This window comes from Methylomicrobium sp. Wu6, from assembly GCF_035916875.1.
Taxonomy (GTDB): Bacteria; Pseudomonadota; Gammaproteobacteria; order Methylococcales; family Methylomonadaceae; genus Methylomicrobium.
Genome location: NZ_JAXUHN010000085.1, coordinates 37,761 through 60,680 on the forward strand (window position 1 = coordinate 37,761; position 22,920 = coordinate 60,680).

The window sequence follows — 22,920 nt, forward strand, 5'->3', positions numbered from 1 at the left end:
ATGCAGCATAGCAACACCCAGGATACCCTGGTCGGGCTTTTTGTCGCCGCCGGCATCGCCGGTTTGTTTTTCCTGGCCTTGCAGGTCAGCAATTTAAGCTCTTTTGTCGAAGAAGACAGTTACACGGTGACCGCGAGCTTCGAAAATTCGGGAGGACTGAAAGTCAAATCCCCTGTATCGGCGGCAGGCGTCAAGATCGGCCAGGTCAAAGCAATCAGTTTCGATCCGAAGACCTACCAGTCGGTCGTCGAAATGGCGATCTATGCGCAATACAAGACCCTGCCGTCCGACACCACCGCCAGCGTCTTTACAGCGGGACTCCTGGGAGAGCAATACGTGAACCTGGATCCGGGCGGTTCCGATGAATACCTGGAAGACGGCGGCAAGATCGAAATCACCCAGTCCGCGATTATCCTCGAAAAAGCAATCGGCCAGTTTCTGTTCAAATCGGCCGAGGAAAAGGCGCAAGAGAAGAAGAAATGAGCCGGCTGACTATCGTTGACAAGGGCACGGGGCATTTTCTTGTCGATGGCGATCTGACCTTCGCGACGATAACCAAGCGCACGGTCAAATCGCTAACCTTTTCGACCGCGCACAAGGAAATCACGATCGACCTCGGCGGGGTCGGTAATACCGACAGCGCCGGACTGGCGTTGATGATAGAATGGATAAAATATTGTCGCGCCAAACGGACCCAGCTCCATTTCAGCAATATGCCGAAACAATTGGTGAGCCTGGCCAGACTGAGCGGCTTCGACAAGGACGCGCATTTCGCCGCCCATCTCGAATAACATCGGTTGCAAATTCTTTCTCTCCGAATCAATCACTGAAATACCTGCTATGGACAAACTTATCATCACCGGCGGCAAACCCTTATCCGGCGAATTGCGCATTTCCGGCGCGAAGAATGCCGCGCTGCCGATTCTTGCCGCTACCTTGCTTGCGGAAACCCCGGTCAGTATCGGCAACATTCCGCACCTGCATGACATCACGACCACGATGGAACTGTTGGGCAGGATGGGCGTGCGCCTCTTGATCGATGAAAAAATGAACATCGAAGTCGACAGCCGCTTCATCCACAGCTACGAAGCGCCGTACGAGCTGGTGCGCACGATGCGCGCGTCGATTCTGGTGTTGGGGCCTTTGCTCGCACGCTTCGGTGAAGCGCATGTCTCATTGCCTGGCGGCTGCGCGATCGGCACCCGTCCGGTCGATATTCATTTGAACGGCCTGATCAAAATGGGCGCCGAAATCAAGGTCGAAGGCGGTTACATTCATGCCAAGGTGGATCGTTTGAAAGGCTGCCGCCTGGTACTCGAACAAGTCACCGTGACCGGCACCGAAAATCTGATGATGGCGGCTTGTCTCGCGGAAGGCACCACGATCATGGAAAACGTTGCGAAAGAACCGGAAGTGACCGATCTCGCGCATTTCCTGAATGCACTGGGCGCGAAGATTTCCGGCATCGGCACCGATGTGTTGGTGATCGAAGGCGTCGAAAAACTCGGCGTCGAAAATGTGCATTACAATATCATGCCGGACCGGATCGAAACCGGCACCTATCTGGTTGCGGCCGCGATCACGCGCGGCTCTGTCAAGTTGAAAAACACCCGCCCCGATATACTCGATGCGGTGCTCGAAAAGCTGACCGAGGCCGGCGCCGATGTCACCTCCGGCGAAGACTGGATTAGGCTCGACATGCACGGCAAACGGCCGAAAGCGGTGTCGTTGCGTACCGCGCCGTACCCTGCGTTTCCGACCGACATGCAGGCGCAGTTTATAGCGCTGAATGCAATCGCCGAAGGCGTCGGCATCATCACTGAAACGGTATTCGAAAACCGCTTCATGCATGTACAGGAACTGCAACGGATGGGTTCCGACATCAAGCTGGAATCGAATACCGCGATCTGCACCGGCGTCGAAAAGATTACCGCCGCTCCGGTGATGGCGACCGATCTGCGCGCCTCCGCAAGCCTGGTGATCGCTGCGCTGGCGGCCGAAGGCAACACGATCGTCGACCGGATTTACCATATCGATCGCGGTTACGATCATATCGAGGAAAAACTGGCACAGCTCGGCGCGACGATCCGCCGCGTTCCAAACTAAGGTAATCCGATGCTGACGATAGCCGTATCCAAAGGCCGGATTTTCGAGGAGGCTCTGCCTTTTCTCGAAGCCGCCGGCATTACCCCGATCGACGATCCGAAAACCTGCCGCAAGCTGATCCTGAGGACGACGCGCGACGATGTGCAACTGGTTATCATCCGCGCGACCGACGTGCCGACCTTCGTCGAATACGGCGCGGCCGATCTCGGCATCGCCGGCAAGGACGTGCTGCTCGAGCATGGCGCGGAAAGCCTTTACGAGCCGCTTGATCTCAATATCGCGCGCTGCCGGCTGATGACCGCGGCGCATAAAGACGCGCCGCCGCTGTCCGGTAGAATTCGCGTCGCGACCAAATATGTCAAAATCGCCCAGCGCTATTTTGCGGCCAAAGGCATCCAGGCCGAAATCATCAAACTGTACGGTTCAATGGAACTGGCGCCGTTGGTCGGTTTGGCCGACTGTATCGTCGATCTGGTCGAAACCGGCAATACACTGAAAGCCAACGATCTCGAGCCGCGTGAGTTGATCATGCACATCAGCTCGCGGCTGGTCGTGAACAAGGCGGCGATGAAGATGAAAAACCGCGCGATCGTCGATTTGCTAAATCAATTCGAAACGGCCCTGGCCAACAAAGGTTAACGCCATGTACAAAATAACCCTGACCCGCCTCGATGCGACATCATCCGACTTTGTCGCCCAACTGGGCCATCTGTTAGCCTGGAACGAAAGCGAAGACCTGTCGATCCATCAGCGGGTACGCGAGATTATCAACGAAGTACGCATCCTGGGCGATCAGGCCCTGGTCGACTATACCAACCGTTTCGACCGACGTGCGGTGGCCTCTGCATCGGAACTCGAATTAAGCAAGGTGCAACTGAAAGCCGCTTTCGAGGATGTGCCCGAAGATCAGGCCAAGGCGCTGCAAACCGCAGCCGACCGCATTCGCACCTACGCCGAACATCAAAAGATGGCGCCCTGGAGCTATACCGAAGCGGACGGCACTGTGCTCGGACAGAAAATCACTCCGCTCGACCGGGTCGGCCTGTATGTGCCCGGCGGCAAGGCGGCCTATCCTTCATCGGTGCTGATGAACGCGATTCCGGCCAAGGTCGCCGGCGTCCCCGAACTGATCATGGTCGTGCCGGCTCCGAAGGGTGAATTGAATCAACTGGTGCTGGCCGCTGCCTACATCGCCGGCGTCGACCGTGTGTTCACGGTCGGCGGCGCGCAGGCGGTAGCCGCGCTCGCTTACGGTACCGAGACCGTGCCGCCGGTCGCGAAGATCGTCGGTCCCGGCAATATCTATGTCGCGACCGCGAAGAAGCTGGTATTCGGCCAGGTCGGCATCGACATGATCGCGGGGCCTTCCGAAATCCTGATCATCTGCGACGGCAAGACCGATCCCGACTGGATTGCGATGGACCTTTTCTCGCAGGCCGAGCATGACGAAAACGCGCAGGCGATCCTGATCAGCGACGACCCGGCGTTTCTGGATGCGGTCGAACACAGCGTCAACAAACTGCTGCCGGAAATGGAGCGTGCCGAGATCATCAAGACATCGCTAACCGGGCGCTGCGCCTTGATCCGGGTCGAAAACCTGCTGCAGGCCGCCGAAGTCGCGAACCGGATCGCGCCGGAACATCTGGAGCTGTCGGTCGCCGAGCCGGAAGCATTATGCGAGCACATCCGCCACGCCGGCGCAATCTTCCTCGGCCGCCACACCGCCGAAGCGCTCGGCGATTACTGCGCCGGCCCGAACCACGTGCTGCCAACCTCGGGCACCGCGCGCTTTTCCTCGCCGCTCGGCGTCTATGACTTTCAAAAGCGCAGCAGCTTGATTAACTGCTCTCCCTTGGCCTCCAGTGAACTCGGCAAGACCGCCTCGATCCTGGCGCGCGGTGAAGGGTTGATCGCGCATGCGCGTTCAGCGGAATATCGGATCAAAACCGACTGAATGAGGTGTGACACCTTTCCCGCCGCTTAAGCATCCTGCGCTTGCAAAACCGACTGTTTTACTTTATTTTAGCGAAATCCGTATAGGCTAGGGGTGCTTGCCGCAGATCGGCAGGCTGAGAGAAACCCTTTGAACCTGATTCCGGTTAATGCCGGCGTAGGAAAGCCCTAACTTCCTTGCGCCTTGTTTGTTTTTGTTGTTGGAGAAACGCAATGAGCGCCGTTCTTAAAGACCTGACCGCCGACGCGGTCAGCCAGGTCAAAATCGATCCTTATCCCGCATCGGAAAAAATCTATGTGCAGGGCAGCCGCGCGGACATCCAGGTGCCGATGCGCAAAATCACCCTGTCCGATACGCCCGCGCATTTCGGCGCCGAAAAAAATCCGCCGCTTTATGTATATGATACCTCGGGTGTCTATACCGATCCGAATGTCTCGGTCGATCTGAAAAAGGGATTGCATTCAGTTCGCGCCAACTGGATTCTGGAACGCAATGACACCGAGGAGTTGGCCGGCCCGACTTCGGTCTTTGGCCATCAACGCCTGCACGATCCCGCGACCGCGCACCTGCGTTTCGAACATATCCGGAAGCCTCGCCGCGCGAAGGCGGGCATGAACGTCTCGCAAATTCATTATGCGCGGAAGGGCATCATCACGCCGGAAATGGAATTCATCGCGATCCGCGAAAACCAGAAGATGGACGAGATGCGCGACTTATGTCAGGGTCAGCATCCCGGTCAATCGTTCGGCGCCTCGATTCCGGACGTGATCACGCCCGAATTCGTGCGCAGCGAAGTCGCCCGCGGCCGCGCGATCATTCCGGCCAACATCAACCATCCGGAACTCGAACCGATGATCATCGGCCGCAACTTCCTGGTCAAGATCAACGGCAACCTCGGCAATTCGGCGGTTACTTCGTCGATCGAGGAAGAAGTCGAAAAGATGCTGTGGGGCATCCGCTGGGGCGGCGACACGATCATGGATTTGTCGACCGGCAAAAATATCCACGAGACCCGCGAATGGATCCTGCGCAATTCGCCGGTGCCGATCGGCACGGTGCCGATCTATCAGGCGCTCGAAAAGGTCAACGGCAAGGCCGAGGAACTGACCTGGGAAATTTTCCGCGATACCTTGATCGAGCAGGCCGAGCAGGGCGTCGATTATTTCACGATCCATGCGGGCGTCAGGCTCCAGTACGTGCCGTTGACCGCGAAGCGGATGACCGGCATCGTCTCGCGCGGTGGTTCGATCATGGCGAAGTGGTGTCTCGCGCACCATACCGAAAGCTTCCTGTACACGCATTTCGAAGAAATCTGCGAGATCATGAAAGCCTATGACGTGTCGTTCTCACTCGGCGACGGCCTCCGTCCGGGCTCGATTTACGATGCGAACGACGCGGCGCAGTTCGGCGAGCTCGAAACGCTCGGCGAGTTGACCCAGATCGCCTGGAAGCACGACGTGCAGACGATGATCGAAGGCCCGGGCCACGTGCCTTTGCACATGATCAAGGTCAACATGGAAAAGCAACTCGAGGAATGCGGCGAGGCGCCTTTCTATACCCTGGGGCCATTGACCACCGACATCGCGCCGGGCTACGACCACATCACCTCCGCGATCGGCGCGGCGAATATCGGCTGGTACGGCTGTGCGATGCTCTGTTATGTGACGCAGAAGGAACACCTGGGATTGCCGAACAAGCAGGACGTGCGCGAAGGCATCGTGACCTACAAGATCGCCGCGCATGCGGCCGATCTGGCGAAGGGTCATCCGGGCGCGCAGGCGCGCGACAACGCGATGTCGAAGGCGCGTTTCGAATTCCGCTGGGAAGACCAGTTCAATATCGGTCTCGATCCCGAAAAGGCGCGCACATTCCATGACGAAACGCTGCCGAAGGAATCGGCGAAGATCGCGCATTTCTGCTCGATGTGTGGCCCGCATTTCTGCTCGATGAAGATCAGTCAGGACGTGCGCGATTATGCGGCCGAGAAAGGACTGAACGAAGAGGAGGCCCTGCTGAAAGGCATGGATGAGAAATCGAAGCAGTTTCTCGAAGAAGGCGCGGATATTTACCATAAGGTGTAGCGCTTGCTTCTTTCCCCGTAGCAGTTTCTGAGGCTTGAGCCGGACGGGATATTGATCCCGTCCGCAATACCTGGCAACTTTGGTTGTCCTCCGGTTTCTTGCTTAGATAACTCGGCATGAGCCATGCCAAAAAGATTAATTCATTGGCTAGATTCTTATATTTATCTTGAACGTCGCGGAAATCAAGGCTATAGCTACGTCCGCTCATCTACCATTCAGTAGAAAGAGGTGACCGTCTCGCCCGGTATGTAATAGACGACCAACTTTCCCGTCTGTTTTTTATAACCGAGATAATGCCGTTAATAATCATCACATTTTTATTCGTGGTCCATTTACCTTCCGCGAGCCCGCGGTTTCCGTTGCGGCGACGGCTTCAGCGATGAATGGGTCCACGCTATTGGTTGGATTCGAATGCATTGGGGTTAGCTGGAAGAATACGTAAAATTTAAAGACACTCCTCCAAATTATAGCGCTGATGCACGGCAGGTATTTCCACCCGAGTATTTATCAGTTTGTTGGCGAATATCGGGATGACGTCTTTATCGCCATGGACCAGAAAAGTCGTCTTCGGCTGGCCCGTTCGTCGGTGCCAGGCCAGTAATTCGGCCTGATCTGCGTGAGCGGAGAACCCGCCTATTGTATAAATGCCGGCATTGACCGGAATTTCTTCGCCGAAGATTTTCACTTCTTTGGCACCGTCCACAATCTGGCGCGCCAAAGTCCCGTATGCGGCAAAACCCACAAAAATAATTGCATTATTCCGACCCCAAAGATTGTGCTTGAGATGGTGCTTGACCCGGCCGCCGGTGCACATGCCGGACCCGGCGATGATCACGGCGCCGCCGGAGAAATTATTAATCGCCATCGAATCGGCCGTTTCCCGCGCAAAATGTAAACCGGGAAACATAAACGGATCCTGACCCGATGCTAAAGTTGCACAGGTTTCCATGTCAAAACACTCGGGGTGGCGTTGAAAAATCTGGGTGGCGGAGATCGCCATCGGCGAATCGAGAAAAACCGGAAGATAAGACGGCAATCGCCCATGTTCAATCCCTTCGCGCAAATAATAAAGCAGCTCCTGCGCACGTTCCAGTGCAAAACTCGGAATAATGACATTGCCGCCCCGGGCTAGGGTTTTGCTAATCGCCGTATAGAATTCTTCCAGTGTCGGTTCCAGGGGTTTATGCAGCCGGTCGCCGTAAGTGGTTTCCATGACCACAATATCGGCATGCGGCGGTGGGGTCGGATCCCTGATGATGGCCCGGGCGCTATAACCCAGATCGCCGGAAAACAGGATCCTGTGCTGCCGCCCCTGATGTTCAATGTCCAGCACGATGGAGGCGGAACCTAGAATATGTCCGGCATCGATAAAAGTCGCCTGAATCCCGCCATCGATAACGAAAGGCTGGTCGTAATTCGCGATGCGGCCGAAAAAACCGAAGCAGTTCAGCACATCAACGACATTATACAGCGGTTCAATTCGTTCTTTTTGGCCGTGGCGGGAGGCCTTTTTGGTTTTATAGTTGGCTTCATCTTCCATCAGCTTCGCAGAATCCAGGAGCACTATGCGCGCCAATTCACAGGATGCCGCCGTGGCAATGATTTCACCGGTAAATCCTTGTTTAATCAATAACGGTATGCGTCCGCAATGATCCAGGTGAGCGTGAGTCAGCAGCAGGTAATCGATGGCGGCAGGATCGAACCCGAAAGGCTCTGCATTTTCTTCCTCCATCTCGCGGCCGCCCTGATAGAGTCCGCAATCGATCAATATTTTCTTACCGGCGGCCTCCAGCAGATGGCAGGAACCCGTTACGTTTTGATCGGCGCCGTGAAATTCTAGTTTCATGAGTAAACCTCCTGGCTGAATGCCTCGTTTTTTAACCGGATGGATGCAAGCCAGGTTGTGAGTCGGACGTACCTGACCAGAAACCTATTCGGCTTAGTCTATCATAGCGCCTAATTCGTCAAGAACCTCTCGAACGCGATTCGGATAATCCGAAATCAAACCGGTCACGCCCGCCGCGATCAATTGCCGCATTTCGTCCTTGTCGTTGCAGGTCCAGACATTCACGCGCTTGTCCAGTTTACGCACGGCACTGACTGCACCAGCATCCAGAGTCCGCGTCAGCGAATGGAGGCCCAAGGGTTCGGTACCCGGATGAAAGGCGTCGGCACCGATGCGCTGAAGATACTCGCCCGGCAACGCCAGGCGTTCGTTGGTCAAAACCGCGGTCTGAACGGCCGGCGAACGTTGGCGCACCCTCCGCAATTGTTCGTGATCGAATGATGAAATCAGAACGTCGGTCTGCAATCCCATCTCATCGACCAGATCGAGCACCGCATCGGTTAATCCGGGGTACATGCGCGGCAGCATCTTGAGTTCGATATTGACCCATAAACCGAGGTTTCGGGAAAGCTCTAGCGTTTGTCCGAGCGTCGGCACATTGATCGTACCGGACGCATAACGCGCGAGATCTTGCGGGCTGATGTAGCGCGCGAATTCTTCCGGCGTCAGGCTTTGCAGGAAACCTTGCCGACTCTCGGCCGGAAGAGCCAATTCACGCGCAAACCAGCTACCGGCATCGAGTTGGTTGAGCTCTTCGAAATAGAAATCGGAAATGAAATAACTCGGCCGGTCCGGAAATTTATCTTTGACATCGGTACAGCGGAGCAAATTATCGTCGTGATGGACGATAATTTCGTTATCTGCGGATAGATGAACGTCCAGTTCGATCATGTCACAGCCAATCGTGTGCGCCTTCGCGAATGCCTCCAAGGTATTTTCAGGCGCAAAGGCGCGCGCGCCGCGGTGTGCGATATTGAGGATGCGGTCTCGGAGTTTGACGGCGGTGTTATCCGGCATGATCAAAGGCCTGAACTCAGACCCATCCTTGCTGCGCGGCAAACCATAGCAAGGCGCCCGCGAAAACGGCGGCCAGCACGTCATCGAGCATGATGCCGAGACCGCCTTGCACTTTTTGATCGATCCATTTGATCGGCCAGGGTTTGATGATGTCGAAGATCCGAAACAGTACGAAGCCGAGCAGCACCGCTTTCCAGGTAAAAGGCACCAGCCACATCGTGATCAGATAACCGGCGACTTCGTCCCAGACGATGCCGCCGAAATCGTGCTCGCCGAGTTTGTCGGCGGCGATGCCGCAAATCCAGATGCCGGCAATGGTCGAGGCGATAGTCAGCAGGCTGTAGATCGGCAGGCCGGCTTGAATGATCAGCCAGTACAGCGGGATCGCAGCAAGCGTGCCGCAGGTGCCGGGCGCTTTCTTGGCGAGGCCGGAGCCGAAACCGAAGGCCAGAAACAGCACCGGATCGGTCATGATCTGCCGGGAGGTCAATTGGTTCTGACCGAGTCCTGATTTATGAAAAATGCTCATAGCCTTGTGCTTTTAATGAATGTACCGTGCCCGCTTTGTGCAGCCGAAGCCCGGGCGCCGTCTCGATTACACCGATTTTATGACATTCGAACGGTAAATATGAAGCTTTTTCGGGGCTGACCGTAAAACACAGCTCGTAATCGTCTCCGGCCGAGAGCGGCAGCCGCCAGTCGCCGGTCGCATCACAATATGCCTGCACTTCCGCCGACAGCGGCAATGCAGCCCAGTCTATCGTGGCGCCGACGCCGCTTTGTTCGAGGATATGGCCGAGATCGCCGGCAAGCCCGTCCGAGATGTCGATGCAGGCATTTGCAATGCCGCGCAGCGCCAATCCTTCGGCGCATTTGGGTTCCGGCTGATCAAAACGCTGTAAGGCCGCGCCCGGTTGGCCGCAACGGTAACCCTGACGGATTTTCAAGCCGAGCCCGGCATCGCCGAGGTTGCCGGTTACATAGATATCATCGCCGGGTTTGGCCGCGGATCGTTTTAAAGATTGACCTTTCGGAACGAGTCCCATTGCCTGCGCGGTCAGGGTCAACGGACCCGAGGTGGTGTCGCCGCCGATCAGATCGACGGAGTAACGGGCCGCGAGCCCCAGAAAGCCTTCAGCGAAAGCGGTTAGCCAGGCTTCATCGACTTTCGGCAGGGTCAAGGCTAGCGTCACCGACAAGGGCTTTGCGCCCATCGCGGCCAGATCGCTGAGATTGACCGCCAGCAATTTATGCCCCAACTGTTTCGGGTCGGCGCCGGCAAAGAAATGCACGTTTTCGACCATCGTGTCGGCGGTGATCGCGAGTTCGTAGCCTTCGGGAATCGAAAGCAAGGCGCAGTCGTCGCCAATACTGAGTTGGGTGCTTGGATTGGTGATTTTTTGCTCGGTAAAAAAACGCCGGATGAGCGAGAATTCGGAGAGGGGCATAAATCAAGAACAATGTGTAAGGACAAAGCCGGCCGGACGGGGTATGTTGGCCCGTCAGCAAAGTTTTTGCACGTTTCGGAAATAATGGGAGCGCCGAAACGTTAAGACGGGGTTGTAAACCCCGTCTTGTGTAATTTACTCCGAATCCCGCACCCGAGTCCCTGCGCCCTTGCCACGCTTGACTTCCGTTGCGCGCTTCTTCTGTGCGACTTTGTCGAGGATGCCGTTTACATATTTATGGCTACCGTCGGCGCCGAAACACTTGGCTAGATTGATGCCTTCGTTCAGGATCACCCGGTACGGCATGTCCGGGCGGTGTTCCAGTTCGTAAACGCCGATCCGCAATATCGCTCGTTCGACCGGATCGATCTTGTCGATCGGGCGGTCGATAAATTCAGTCAAAAGTTGGTCTATCGTATCCAGGTTTTTCGGTACGCCGAATAATAACTCGTTGAAATAACTTTTCTGCGCATCTTTCAGGCGGCCGTCTTCGAGAAACTGGCGTTCGATTTCGCCGAGATTGTGTCCGCTCATTTGCCATTGGTACAAAGCCTGGACAGCGGCTTGGCGGGCATTGGTGCGAGCCTGGCTCATCAGCTATCCAGCCGGTTGAACAGACTGACCATCTCGATCGCGGACAGGGCCGCTTCGGCGCCCTTGTTGCCGGCCTTGGTGCCGGCGCGTTCGATCGCCTGTTCGATCGTATCGACGGTCAATACGCCGAAGCTGACCGGCACGTTGTATTGCAAGGAAACGCCGGCGAGTCCTTTAACGCATTCGCCCGCGACATATTCGAAATGCGGCGTGCCGCCGCGAATCACTGCGCCGATCGCGATGATCGCATGATATTTTTGCGAGGCGGCGATACGCTGCGCGACCAAAGGCAATTCGAACGCGCCGGGAGCCTTGACCAGGTGGATGTCCGCCTTATTCGCGCCATGGCGAACCAGGGTATCGATCGCGCCGGCCTCGAGTTGTTCGACGATAAAGCTATTGAAACGAGAGGCGATGATGCAAAATTTGCCGCCTTCCGCCGAGAAATTGCCTTCAAACGTGGTAATGCTCATAGAAAATCCGCACTGTTAAAGTGAAATACGCAGGCAAACCGAGGCCATGCGCAACGTGTTCTCATTTACGAGAATACGCTTGTTTAAAAAATCCCTGCTCGCTCAGGGTTTAAGAAGAATGAGCTAAGAGGGTTCGTCAGCAGGTCCGCAGCCGACATGTTCGGCAACTTCCAGGTCGAAGCCCGACAGGCCGACATATTTTTTCTGTGCGCCCAAGACTTTCAACTTGTGTACGCCAAGGTCGGCCAGAATGCGCGCGCCGGTGCCGGTCATGCGCCAGTCCGGCGCTTCGAATTCGTCGTCGTTGACGTGAATGCCGTTGTCCTGCAATTGATAGCGATGAATCAGTTCGACCAGCGATTTGGTGTCCTCGCTACGCCGGATCACGACCAGCACACCGCGCCCTGCTTCGGCGATTTTCTGCATTGCGGCGCGAATCGAAACGCTGCTGGCGTTGCGTTTGGATGCAAACAGATCGTCGAGTACATTGCGCGCATGCACCCTGACCAGCACCGGCTCGTCGCCGGACACCTGTCCCATCACCAGCGCCAGATGCAGATTGTTGTCGTTGCGGTCCTGGTAGGCATAAAGCCTGAAATCGCCGAATTCGGTCGGCAGTGCGCATTCGCTGATCCGTTCGAGGGTGTTTTCGTGCTGAATGCGGTAATGGATCAGGTCGGAGATCGTGCCGATCTTCAGCTGGTGTTCGGCGGCGAATTTTTCGAGATCGGGGCGCCTTGCCATCGTGCCGTCGTCATTCAGAATCTCGACGATCACCGCGGCCGGTTCGACGCCGGCCAGGCGCGCCAGATCGCAGCCGGCTTCGGTATGGCCGGCCCGGTTTAACACTCCACCCGATTTTGCCATCAATGGGAAGATGTGTCCGGGCTGGATCAGATCGTCCGCCTTCGCGTTCGGGGCGACCGCACATTGGACCGTGCGTGCGCGGTCGGCGGCCGAGATGCCGGTCGTGACGCCGGTCGCCGCTTCGATCGACACGGTGAAGTTGGTCGAATGCGCGGTCTTGTTTTCATTGGTCATCAACGGCAAGCGCAGCTGCTGGCAGCGTTCGCTGGTCAGCGTCAGGCAGATCAGGCCGCGGCCGTAGCGCGCCATGAAGTTGATGTCCTCGGGGCGGGTAAACGCGGCAGCCATGACCAGGTCGCCTTCGTTCTCGCGGTCCTCATCGTCCATGATGATGACCATCTTGCCCTGGCGCAAGTCTTCGATGATTTCTTCGATCGTATTCATGAGGGTTCCGTGAGCGTATCAGCCTAAAAAACCGCTGCGCTGCAGCAGGTCGAGAGTCACCTTTTGTTCCGGTTCGGCTTTCTGGCCGAGCATCAGGCGCTCCAGATAGCGGGCCAGAAGATCGACCTCGAGATTCACGACAGTTCCGGGCGCTGCAAAACCGAGCGTGGTTTCCTTCAGCGTATGCGGCACGATGTTCACGCCGAAAACGTTGCCGTCGACCTCATTGACGGTCAGGCTGATCCCGTCGAGGCAAACCGAGCCTTTTTCGGCGATGTATTTGGCCAGCTGGTCCGGCGCCTTGAACTTGAAGCGCACCGAACGCGCATCCGGTTTTTTGTCGATCACGGTCGCGAGACCGTCGACATGGCCGCTGACGATATGGCCGCCGAGCCGGGTCGAAGGCGTCAATGCCAATTCCAGATTGACCGGCGTGCCGACCGTGGCGGATTTCAGGCTGGTGCGGGACAAGGTTTCGTTCGAGACGTCGGCGGAAAACGTATGTGGGCCGAGCGCGATCGCGGTCAGACAGACGCCGTTCACCGCGATGCTGTCGCCGAGCGCGGCGTCATTCAGCGAAAGCTTGCCTGTGTCGATGGTCAGGCGGCAATCGCCGGCCCGTTGCTCGATCGCGGTGACTTTGCCGACTGCCAAGATGATGCCTGTGAACATGGGAATAAGCGAATATTTATTAAAAATAACGGTGTAGGTGCGCTGTGCGTACCTTATCCAAGTTTGCAGAAGTCCGGCAGCTCTGGAAAGGTACGAGTTGCGTACCTACACGGTATAGGTCAATTTCAAATCCGGCCCTACCTGCCTGACATCGGCCAGTTTCAGCATTTTCTTATCGGCCATCGATTCGATATCCGGCAGGGAGAACAAACCGCGTCCCCGGTCGCCCAATATACAGGACGCCATGTAGACAATCCATTCATCGACCAAGTTCTCGGCCAGTAATGCGCCGTTCAAGGTGGGGCCCGCTTCGACAAACAATTCGTTGATTTGCTGCCCGGCCAAATACGTCATCAGGGCATTCAAATCGATCCGGCCGTCAATCGCTTGCAAATGATGAATTTCAAAGCCGGCGTCCTGCAATAAAGCCATTTTGTTCCGATCTTCGCTGCATGTCAAAATCAGGCTGCGCCCAGGCAGTTTCGCCAGTTGCGCGCCTGCCGGCATCCGCAACTGGGTATCCAGCACGATCCTGAGTGGTTGAAGAACGTTTTCGTCGATGCGCGCGGTCAACGCCGGGTCGTCGGCCAGCACGGTATTGATGCCGGTCAAAATGGCGGAACTTTGCGCACGGAGCCGATGTACGTCCTGGCGGGCAGCGCCGGAGGTGATCCATTTGCTCTCGCCGGACGCGAGCGCGGTGCGCCCGTCCAGGCTCATTGCGAGCTTGCTGCGCACGAAAGGACGGCCTTGGCTCATACGTTGAATGAAGCCGCGATTCAACCGGCGCGCATCGTTTTCCAGTACGCCGCAAACGGTTTCGATGCCGGCTTCCCGGAGCCTCGCCAAGCCGTTGCCGGCTACCAGGGGATTTGGGTCCTGCATCGCCGCCACGACTTTGCTGACGCCGGCCTTGACCAAGGCATCGGCGCAGGGCGGCGTCCTGCCGTGATGGCTGCACGGTTCCAGCGTGACATAAGCGGTCGCGCCTTGGGCGTTGTCCGCGTTTTTGAGCGCCGCGATTTCGGCATGATCGTCGCCGGCCTTGACATGCCAGCCTTCACCGATAACTTGATCGCAGCGAACCAGTACGCAGCCGACGCGCGGATTCGGATGCGTGGTATAGATTCCGTTGCGGGCCAGTTGCAGAGCTCTGGCCATGTAGCGATAATCCTGAACGCTTGCGGATGCCATCTATTTTTTTTGCAGATGCTTGATCATGTCGGTGAATTCGCTGACATCCTGGAAACTTCGGTAAACCGAGGCGAAGCGGACGTACGCGACATGATCGAGATGGCTCAACTCGTGCATGACTTTTTCGCCGAGTTGTTGCGCGGAAATTTCCCGGTCGCCGGAGCTCATCAATTCTTTTTTGAGACGGGTCAGCGCCACTTCGATGTCATCGCCGCTGACCGGGCGTTTTTCGAGCGCTTTCAACATGCCTGAACGCAACTTCTTTTCGTCGAACGGCTCGCGGCTGCCATCGCGTTTGACTACGCGCGGCAGGGTCAGTTCAGCGACTTCGAAAGTCGTGAACCGTTCCTTGCAGATCGTGCATTCGCGGCGGCGGCGAACCTGGTCGCCTTCATTCGTTAATCTGGAATCCAGAACGCGCGTATCCTGCGCCGAGCAAAACGGGCATCGCATGGCTGATCTATTTAATTACGTCCGATGACTCGGGAGACGTTTCAAAACTGCCTATTGTATAACACAATCGGATAATTTGCATTGGACTTTCAGCGATTTGCGCGCGGAGGGTGGGAAAAAGCGGTTTTGATTCTGTAGGGGACTTGATTGAGTGCGCCGGATTTTGCTGTCGATTTTTCCACAGAATGAAAAACCGTGCATCTTGTCTGTTCCTGTTGCCGATTAGCCGAGATTTTGTCAATTCACTGGCGCGTACGCAATCGGCAATATATTTATATCCTGTTGATATTAAATTATAAACTTCTAATTCTAAACTGCCTGATCAATTCAGGAGCAATCCGGCTGAGGACCAAGGCGGGCGCCAATTGCGGGTGGTTATTTTCAGCTTACTCACAGAGTTATCCACAAAACTTGTGGATAACCGGGATAGCTTTTTATGCAATCAACGGGTTCCGGCAATTTTCAAAATGCCGGTAAACTTGGTGTTCGCGAGATACCTTAAGGAAAGCTCAAATTTGTAGAGGCTCAAAGGGAAATATTAGATTTTTGTAGGAAAGTCAATAAATATTTTATATAATGGTGGGTTAAACCGACTCATTTGCAATTCTCATAAGAACTTACGCAGGCGAACTGTTCGCACCGTTTGGACTGTCTTGAGCTAATCAACCTTAAGTGACTATGGATCAAAACGACTTTACGCTTGGAATTCCCGGCTTTACTTATCCTGATTTATACGACGCCCTGCGCCTGAATGATTTGCTGGAAGCGTTCGATGCTTCGGTGAAACGGCATGATGCCGACTTGTTCGATCAATTTGCCGCTTACCGCCAATGTCAGGGCGAAGGCATGGCGCCCGAGGCGATTTCCGATATGCTAGTCAAGATGGGTCCTTATGTTGGGCAGTTCGTCGCGAAACTGTTCGGCGTCGAAGGCGCGCATCAAGAGCAGGCGAGAAAGATCAAGGAAGAATTCGAGACCGTTTTCACTTACAAGAATGAGGTCGTGGCGAAGCTGAACCTGGTCTTCAGGGATCAGGCGATCGCGGATTGGGATGTTGACGGCATCAAAAACCGTTTCGAGTTGTTGATCCAGGCGGCTTTCCCCGAGGCGGCCGGGGACTCCGACGCCGAGCGCCGGGTCGCGCGCGCCGGCGCGGTGATCGGCTGCCTGTCGAGCCACTACAAGGCGGTTGCCAAGGGCAAGGAAGGCACTTATCCGGCTGCGGACGCAGCGGCCGAGCAACTGCGCGCGAAACTTGCCGCGCATGCCGAAGCCGCGCAGGCGTTTGCGGGCATCATCGCGGCGGCTGATGCGGCCGGCTTCGTCGAGGGCTTGATGGATTTGGCGCAGCGTTGGAGTTTCATTGCGCAGCATGATCCTCAGATTACCGAGCATTGGCTCAGCTTCAAGTTTCCCGATAAACGCGATTTCGAGAATTTGGTCGAACATGACGTGGTCGACAAGGGCGAATTTTCGGTCTGGATGGGCGAACTCGCGCATCGCCGCCGCCGCGACGGTTTCAAACTGACCGATCCGCGTTTCAATGAGCGGCAATCCTTATCCGAAGTCGATCACTGCATCTATTGCCACGAGCGCGACACCGACTCCTGCTCGAAAGGCATGCGCAACAAAAAGACCAATACCTTCAAGGTTGATCCGCTTGGGGTTACCACAACCGGCTGCCCGCTCGAAGAAAAGATTTCCGAGATGCACCTGGTCAAGCGCGGCGGCGACAATATCGGCGCGCTGGCGATCATCATCGTCGACAATCCGATGTGTCCCGGCACCGGCCACCGGATTTGCAACGACTGCATGAAGGGCTGCATCTACCAAAAGACCGATCCGGTCAACATTCCGCAGATCGAAACCAATGTCTTAACCGACGTGTTGTTCATGCCTTACGGTTTCGAGATCTACAGCCTGCTGACGCGCTGGAATCCGCTGAACGTCAAGCGCCCGGTCATGAAACCCTATAACGGCAAGAACGTGCTGGTCGTCGGCCTCGGCCCTGCCGGTTATACGATGAGCCATTACCTCCTGAACGAAGGCTTCGGCGTGGCCGGCATCGACGGCCTGAAACTGGAGCCGTTGCCCGCAGTCTTGACCGGCGACGGCGATAGGGCGCCTCAGCCGATCGCGGATTTCCGCGTGCTTTACGAAGATTTGGACAAGCGCATCCTGGCCGGTTTCGGCGGCGTCGCCGAATACGGCATCACCGTGCGCTGGGACAAGAACTTCCTGAAAGTGATCTACCTGACCCTGCTGCGCCGGAACGCGTTCCGCGCTTACGGCGGCGTGCGCTTCGGCGGCACGGTCACGATCGAGGACGCCTGGAAGATGGGTTTCGACCATATCTGTATCGCCTCCGGCGCCGGCAAACCGACGATCATCGATCTGAAGAACAATCTGATGCGCGGCATCCGCAAGGCGTCCGACTTCTTGATGGCGCTGCAATTGACCGGCGCGGCGAAGTCGTCGTCGCTGGCGAACCTGCAGGTGCGTCTGCCGGCCGGCGTGATCGGCGGCGGTTTGACCGCAATCGATACCGCGACCGAACTGATGGCGTATTATCCGGTGCAGGTCGAAAAGCTGCTCGGCCGTTATGAAACGCTGGCGGCTATCTACGGCGAAGAAACGGTCCGTAAACGCTACGACCAGGAAGAAACGATAATTCTGGATGAGTTCCTGGGCCACGGCCGCGCGATTCGCGCCGAACGTGAGCGCGCTAAAGCCGTCGGCGGGAAGCCGAGCTTCCAGCCGCTGGTCGAAGGCTGGGGCGGCGTGACGCTGTTCTACCGTAAAGGCATGAAGGATGCGCCGGCTTACCGGCAAAACCACGAGGAAATCTCCGAAGCGCTTGAAGAAGGCATTGCGCTTGCCGAAGGCATGAGTCCGGTCAGCGCGATTCCTGACGAATACGGTCATTTGCGCGCGGTCGAGTTCGAAAAACTCGAATTCGAAGATGGCCGCTGGGTCAGCAAGAAAAAGATGGTGACAGTTCCGCTACGCAATCTGTATGTCGCGGCGGGTACCTCGCCGAACACGATCTATCAGAGCGAGTATCCGGACACCTTCGTGATGGACAAATGGTTCTTCCAACGCTACCAGCCGGAATGGCGCGACGGCAATCTGGAATTGGTGCCGATGCATGATGAAGTCGCGCCGAAACTCGGCTTGCCTGCGCCGTTGACCTCGTATCAACAGGACGGTAAATTCATCAGCTTCTACGGCGACAACCATCCGGTTTATGCCGGCAATGTCGTGAAGGCGATGGCAAGCGCGAAAAACGGCTATTCCTATATCGCCCAATTGTTCGCAAAGGAATTGGCGGGGCTCGATCCGTCCTTGCAAACGCAGCGGAACGCGGAGTTAAAACAATTTTTCGCCTCTTTGGACGAAGCTTTCACCGCGACGATCGTCGCGATCAACCGCCTGACCCCGACGATCATTGAGGTGATTGTAAAGGCGCCGATGGCGGCGAGAAAATTTGAACCGGGCCAATTCTACCGTCTGCAAAATTTCGAAGCCCATGCGCCTGTCAAAGAAGGCACCGTGCTGGCCGCCGAAGGACTGGCGCTGACGGGCGCTGAAGTCGACAAGGAAAAAGGCACGATTTCGTTGATCGCGCTCGAAATGGGCTCGTCCTCGCGGCTGTGCGCGACCTGGAAAGTTGGCGATCCGTTGATCCTGATGGGCGTTACCGGCACCCCGACCGAGATTCCGACCGGGCAAACGGTCTTGTTGATCGGCGGTGGCCTCGGCAATGCGGTATTGTTCTCGATCGGCAAGGCGTTGCGCAATGCCGGCAATAAGGTGATTTATTTCGCCGGCTACAAATACCGCCAGGACATTTTCAAGGTCGAAGACATCGAGGCGGCATCCGATGTGATCATCTGGTCGGTCGATAACACCCCCGGCGCCGAAGCGTTCAAGCCGACGCGACCTCAGGACAAGACTTTCGTCGGCAACATCCTCGAATGTATGGTCGCCTATGCGAAGGGTGAACTGGGCGCACAACCGGTTTCGCTGTCCGACGTCGATCATCTGATCGTGATAGGCTCGGACCGGATGATGGCAGCAGTCAAGGATGCGCGCTTCAATGTCTTGAAGCCTTATCTGAACAAGGTTCAGCATGCGATCGGTTCGATCAACTCGCCGATGCAGTGCATGATGAAAGGCATCTGTGCGCAATGCTTGTGCAAGCATGTCGATGCGGAGTCCGGCAAGGAATATTTCGTGTATTCATGTTATAACCAAGATCAGGATCTGGACAAGGTCGATTTCCCGCATCTGAATGCGCGTCTCAGGCAGAATACGGTACAGGAAAAGCTGTCGAATCTGTGGCTGGATTATTTGCTCGGAAAGCAGTAGCTAGTTAAGTTGCAGGGTGGGCCGGCGTTGGCTAAGCGCACCCTGTTTTGGCTGATGGCTCCGCGAGAGAGCAATCGAGTCAAAGAACTTTTGAAGGTTTTCTGAGTCTTTTGAGGGTAATCGGCAGTTTATTGATTCGGCGAGGCTTGTTTAGCCGACTTCCTATTTCATAGGTCGCGTCAGCTCCTGCGGCTGTCTGTAGATAAAGCGGTTTACAGCCATTGTGAGCAGGTCATTAAACCGGAAATAGCGGCCATGCGCCATTGAAATTTGGCGAAGCCGCTGCCATTATTCTTAAGATTCTTTGGGTTTGGCAGTTTGAAACGAAGAGCGTACCGATGCCGAACGCCGAATTTATGAATTGAATTTATTTCTGATCTTTCCCGGCAAAGCCCGCCGGGAAGCATCCTGTTTTTGATAGAGTATAACCATGGCAAGAACTTCCGCAAAACTGGCGAACAAACCCGCCGAACCGATGAGTCAAATCGATCATGAAGAAGACATTTTCGACGACGCTGAATTTTCGTCTTTGGATGCGAGTGAAAACGACACGATCAAACGCGATGCGCGTCGAAAAATCGAAATTTATTGGGAAAAAAAGCGTCTGCGGGAAGAGTTTGACGACCTCGACGAGGCGGAATTAGGGTTTTAACCTTTAATATTCCTTGAGATGGCGATGGATGCTCCCTGCAAATCTTCCGATCTCAAGGGGAGCTCCCAGGGGGGTACGGCACTGCTCGATATACAGATTGTCCTTGTGGTGGCGTTCTATCTTCTGGATCGTACAAGTAGTATCCGCGCGTCAAATGGGGCCTTACCCGCGCTCAAATAACGAGTCTAGCTGGTTCAGTTGATCCAGCGCATACAAATCATCAAAGCCGCCGATATGACGGTCGTCGATAAAGATTTGCGGCACCGTGCGCCTTTTGCTTTTGCGCATCATTTCCTCACGTTGGTCGGGATCCGCATCGACATTGATTTCGGTATAGCTGACGCCTTTTCTGTCGAGCAAGCGCTTCGCCATGATGCAGTAAGGGCAGATTTTGGTCGTATAGATAATGATTTTCGGCATATCAGGTGCGGGCTTCTTTCGGTCCTTCCGCGTCGGCGGGATCGCCTTCATAAGGAGTAGCGTACTTGCAGGCTTTCTGCGGGCAAACTTTTTCGACGCCGCGCCGCTTGGTTTCCTTGACGGTTAGGACCGGCCAGTTGCATTCCGGGCAGCTTTCCTTGATCGGTGCATTCCAGAGCGCATAGTCGCATTTCGGATATTCGGAACAGGAATAAAAAATCTTGTTGCTGCGCGATTTGCGCTTCAGGATACTGCCTTTCTTGCACTGTGGACATTCGACACTGGTATCGAGCGGCTTTTCCAACGGCTCGATATGACGGCATTTCGGATAGGCGCTGCAGCCGATGAATTTGCCGTAGCGTCCTGCTTTTAACACCAACGGCGAGGCGCATTTCGGGCAAACCCGGCCTTCGACCACTTCCGGCTCTACTGCCTCGTTTTGATCTTCGTTCAGGTTGCGGGTATAGGAACAGCCCGGATAATTGGTGCAGCCGATGAAACGGCCGTTACGTCCCAGACGGATCGACAACGGGCTGCCGCATTCAGGGCAGTTTTCATCGAGCGCCTCCTGAGTCACATCCTTGCGCTGCACGTTTTCATCCTTTTCCTGGATCAGCGTGTTGAACGGCTTCCAGAAGTCGCTCATCAACGGTATCCAGTCTTTTTCGCCGCGCGACACCGCGTCGAGATCGTCTTCGAGTTTCGCGGTAAAGTCGTAGTCGACATACTTCGTGAAATGCTCGGTCAAAAACTTGTTCACGATGCGGCCGACATCGGTCGGATGGAAGCGTTTGTTTTCGAGCGTCGCGTACTCGCGGTTCTGTAGCGTTGAGATGATCGAAGCGTAGGTCGAGGGTCGGCCGATTCCGTGTTCTTCGAGCGCCTTGACCAGGCTTGCTTCGCCGAAGCGCGGCGGCGGTTCGGTGAAATGTTGGGTGCTGACGATGTCGTTCAGCGGCACCGGGCGGCCTTCCGCGAGCGGCGGCAGGAAGCTCTCCTTGTCGTCGCTGTCGCTGGTGTCGTCCTTTCCTTCCAGATACACCGTCATGAAGCCGGGCGCGGCGATCGTCGAGCCGGTCGCCCTGAACACATGTTGAGGTTCTTCGCCGCAGGTCAGATCGACCGCGATCATGTTAATCGTCGCCTGGATCATCTGGCAGGCAATCGTGCGCTTCCATATCAGGTCATAGAGCTTGAACTGCTCGTCGCTGAGATGACTTTTAAGTTGAGCGGGCAGTTGGCGTGGATAAGTCGGCCGAATCGCTTCATGCGCTTCTTGCGCGTTTTTGGACTTGGTTTTGAATATGCGTGGTTCTTTCGGCACATTGCCGGGGCCGTAATTTTCGGCGATCATCTCGCGTATTTCGGCGACCGCGTCAATCGACAGATTGACCGAATCGGTACGCATATAAGTGATCAGGCCGGCCGTTTCGCCGCCGATGTCGATGCCTTCGTACAGTTGCTGGGCTACCATCATCGTGCGCTTTGTCGTGAAGCCGAGCTTGCGGGCGGCTTCCTGTTGTAGCGTCGAGGTCGTGAACGGCGGCGCGGGATTGCGTTTCTGCTGCTTCTTTTCGAGCTTGGAGACGATCAGGCGGCCGTCCGCTGCATTCAACAACGTTTGTTTGGCCTGTTCCGCCGTCGTTTGGTCGGCGATGCTGAATTGATTCAGTTTCTCGCCGGCCAGATGGGTCAACTTAGCCTTGAAGGTCTGCTCGTCGGCGGTCAGCAGCGCATCGATCGTCCAGTATTCGCGGCTTTTGAATGCCTCGATTTCGATCTCGCGCTCGACGATCATGCGCAGCGCGGGGCTTTGCACACGGCCGGCGGAAAGCCCTCGGCGAATCTTTTTCCAGAGCAGCGGCGACAGCTTGAAGCCGACCAGATAATCGAGCGCCCGGCGCGCCTGCTGCGCATTGATCAGATTCATCGCCAGCTCGGCTGGATTCGCGATCGCTTCGGTCACCGCTTTCTTGGTGATCTCATGGAAGACCACGCGGTGCACCGTTTTGTTTTTCAGCGCTTTTTTTTCGTTTAAAAGCTCATACAGATGCCAGGAAATCGCTTCGCCTTCCCGGTCCGGGTCGGTCGCGAGATAGAGCGCGTCGGCGTCTTTAAGCGCCTTCCCGATGACCTGCACATGACGCAGATTGCGCTCAATCACCTCATATTTCATCGCGAAATGATTGTCGGGATCGACCGCGCCTTCTTTGGGAATCAAATCGCGGACATGACCGTAGGAAGCCAACACCTGAAAATCCTTACCCAGATATTTCTCGATGGTTTTGGCCTTGGCCGGAGATTCGACGATGACAAGGTTTTTGCTCATTTATCCGTAAATTGGGGTCAAGGCACAGAGTACTAAGATTCAGTTTGCTTTTTGCATCT

General features: G+C 55.9%; 20 protein-coding genes and 1 riboswitch. Of the genes, 8 read left to right on the plus strand and 12 right to left on the minus strand.

All coding sequences use genetic code 11. The features are described from left to right. The 6 genes from mlaD (at window position 1) to thiC (ending at window position 6,141) form a co-directional block, all read left to right on the plus strand. Window positions 1-483, plus strand: coding sequence for an outer membrane lipid asymmetry maintenance protein MlaD (gene mlaD / locus U2W12_RS13550; protein ID WP_326501224.1), 483 nt, complete (start codon window positions 1-3; stop codon window positions 481-483). Beyond that, complete coding sequence (locus tag U2W12_RS13555) at window positions 480-791, plus strand: STAS domain-containing protein (protein ID WP_326501225.1); 312 nt, start codon at window positions 480-482, stop codon at window positions 789-791. The genes mlaD and U2W12_RS13555 overlap by 4 nt, the downstream gene beginning before the upstream one ends. 49 nt (window positions 792-840) lie before the next feature. Continuing rightward, on the plus strand, window positions 841-2,106 hold the full coding sequence (gene murA, locus U2W12_RS13560; RefSeq protein WP_326501226.1) for a UDP-N-acetylglucosamine 1-carboxyvinyltransferase: 1,266 nt from the start codon (window positions 841-843) through the stop codon (window positions 2,104-2,106). A gap of 9 nt (window positions 2,107-2,115) precedes the next feature. Then, window positions 2,116-2,745, plus strand: a complete 630-nt coding sequence (gene hisG / locus U2W12_RS13565; RefSeq protein ID WP_326501227.1) for an ATP phosphoribosyltransferase — start codon at window positions 2,116-2,118, stop codon at window positions 2,743-2,745. 4 nt (window positions 2,746-2,749) lie between these two features. Further along, a complete protein-coding gene (gene hisD / locus U2W12_RS13570; RefSeq protein WP_326501228.1) occupies window positions 2,750-4,060 on the plus strand; it encodes a histidinol dehydrogenase in 1,311 nt (436 codons plus the stop codon). A gap of 79 nt (window positions 4,061-4,139) precedes the next feature. Further along, a riboswitch (TPP riboswitch) is annotated at window positions 4,140-4,240 on the plus strand. A 32-nt stretch (window positions 4,241-4,272) separates the two neighbouring features. After that, a complete protein-coding gene (gene thiC, locus U2W12_RS13575; protein WP_326501229.1) occupies window positions 4,273-6,141 on the plus strand; it encodes a phosphomethylpyrimidine synthase ThiC in 1,869 nt (622 codons plus the stop codon). Between the two features lie 445 nt (window positions 6,142-6,586). Here thiC and U2W12_RS13580 read toward each other — a convergent pair whose 3' ends face one another. From U2W12_RS13580 to nrdR, 10 genes are all read right to left on the minus strand, one after another. Further along, on the minus strand, window positions 6,587-7,987 hold the full coding sequence (locus U2W12_RS13580; protein WP_326501230.1) for an MBL fold metallo-hydrolase: 1,401 nt from the start codon (window positions 7,985-7,987) through the stop codon (window positions 6,587-6,589). A gap of 93 nt (window positions 7,988-8,080) precedes the next feature. Further along, window positions 8,081-9,004, minus strand: a complete 924-nt coding sequence (locus U2W12_RS13585; RefSeq protein WP_326501231.1) for a glycerophosphodiester phosphodiesterase family protein — start codon at window positions 9,002-9,004, stop codon at window positions 8,081-8,083. A 16-nt stretch (window positions 9,005-9,020) separates the two neighbouring features. Beyond that, window positions 9,021-9,533, minus strand: a complete 513-nt coding sequence (locus tag U2W12_RS13590; protein WP_326501232.1) for a phosphatidylglycerophosphatase A — start codon at window positions 9,531-9,533, stop codon at window positions 9,021-9,023. Beyond that, window positions 9,517-10,452 (minus strand): thiamine-phosphate kinase, encoded by a 936-nt coding sequence (gene thiL / locus U2W12_RS13595; RefSeq protein WP_326501233.1) that lies wholly within the window; start codon window positions 10,450-10,452, stop codon window positions 9,517-9,519. Before thiL ends, U2W12_RS13590 begins: the two co-directional genes overlap by 17 nt. 135 nt (window positions 10,453-10,587) lie before the next feature. After that, entirely contained in the window at window positions 10,588-11,046 is a 459-nt protein-coding gene (nusB, locus tag U2W12_RS13600; protein WP_326501234.1) for a transcription antitermination factor NusB, read from the minus strand. After that, window positions 11,046-11,519 (minus strand): 6,7-dimethyl-8-ribityllumazine synthase, encoded by a 474-nt coding sequence (ribE, locus tag U2W12_RS13605; RefSeq protein ID WP_326501235.1) that lies wholly within the window; start codon window positions 11,517-11,519, stop codon window positions 11,046-11,048. The genes nusB and ribE overlap by 1 nt, the downstream gene beginning before the upstream one ends. Before the next feature lie 123 nt (window positions 11,520-11,642). Next, entirely contained in the window at window positions 11,643-12,770 is a 1,128-nt protein-coding gene (ribBA, locus tag U2W12_RS13610; protein WP_326501236.1) for a bifunctional 3,4-dihydroxy-2-butanone-4-phosphate synthase/GTP cyclohydrolase II, read from the minus strand. Window positions 12,771-12,788: 18 nt separating this feature from the next. Then, window positions 12,789-13,442 carry a riboflavin synthase gene (locus U2W12_RS13615; RefSeq protein WP_326501237.1) on the minus strand — a complete coding sequence of 218 codons (654 nt, stop codon included), beginning with the start codon at window positions 13,440-13,442 and terminating at the stop codon, window positions 12,789-12,791. Between the two features lie 105 nt (window positions 13,443-13,547). Then, the gene (gene ribD, locus U2W12_RS13620) at window positions 13,548-14,636 is read right to left on the minus strand and encodes a bifunctional diaminohydroxyphosphoribosylaminopyrimidine deaminase/5-amino-6-(5-phosphoribosylamino)uracil reductase RibD (protein WP_326501238.1); all 1,089 of its coding nucleotides are present in this window, start codon (window positions 14,634-14,636) and stop codon (window positions 13,548-13,550) included. Continuing rightward, window positions 14,637-15,089: a transcriptional regulator NrdR gene (gene nrdR / locus U2W12_RS13625; protein ID WP_326501239.1), complete on the minus strand. Its 453-nt coding sequence runs from the start codon at window positions 15,087-15,089 to the stop codon at window positions 14,637-14,639. Between the two features lie 678 nt (window positions 15,090-15,767). On the opposite strand from nrdR, the gene U2W12_RS13630 reads away from it, so the two are divergent. Then, window positions 15,768-19,460 (plus strand): FAD-dependent oxidoreductase, encoded by a 3,693-nt coding sequence (locus U2W12_RS13630; RefSeq protein ID WP_326501240.1) that lies wholly within the window; start codon window positions 15,768-15,770, stop codon window positions 19,458-19,460. Between the two features lie 430 nt (window positions 19,461-19,890). Then, complete coding sequence (locus tag U2W12_RS13635) at window positions 19,891-20,112, plus strand: hypothetical protein (protein ID WP_326501241.1); 222 nt, start codon at window positions 19,891-19,893, stop codon at window positions 20,110-20,112. Between the two features lie 162 nt (window positions 20,113-20,274). On the opposite strand, the gene grxC is transcribed toward U2W12_RS13635, so the two are convergent. Together grxC and topA are read right to left on the minus strand one after the other, a co-directional pair. Further along, the gene (gene grxC / locus U2W12_RS13640; RefSeq protein ID WP_326501242.1) at window positions 20,275-20,532 is read right to left on the minus strand and encodes a glutaredoxin 3; all 258 of its coding nucleotides are present in this window, start codon (window positions 20,530-20,532) and stop codon (window positions 20,275-20,277) included. Window position 20,533: 1 nt separating this feature from the next. Continuing rightward, on the minus strand, window positions 20,534-22,861 hold the full coding sequence (topA, locus tag U2W12_RS13645) for a type I DNA topoisomerase (RefSeq protein WP_326501243.1): 2,328 nt from the start codon (window positions 22,859-22,861) through the stop codon (window positions 20,534-20,536). Window positions 22,862-22,920: the final 59 nt, after the last annotated feature.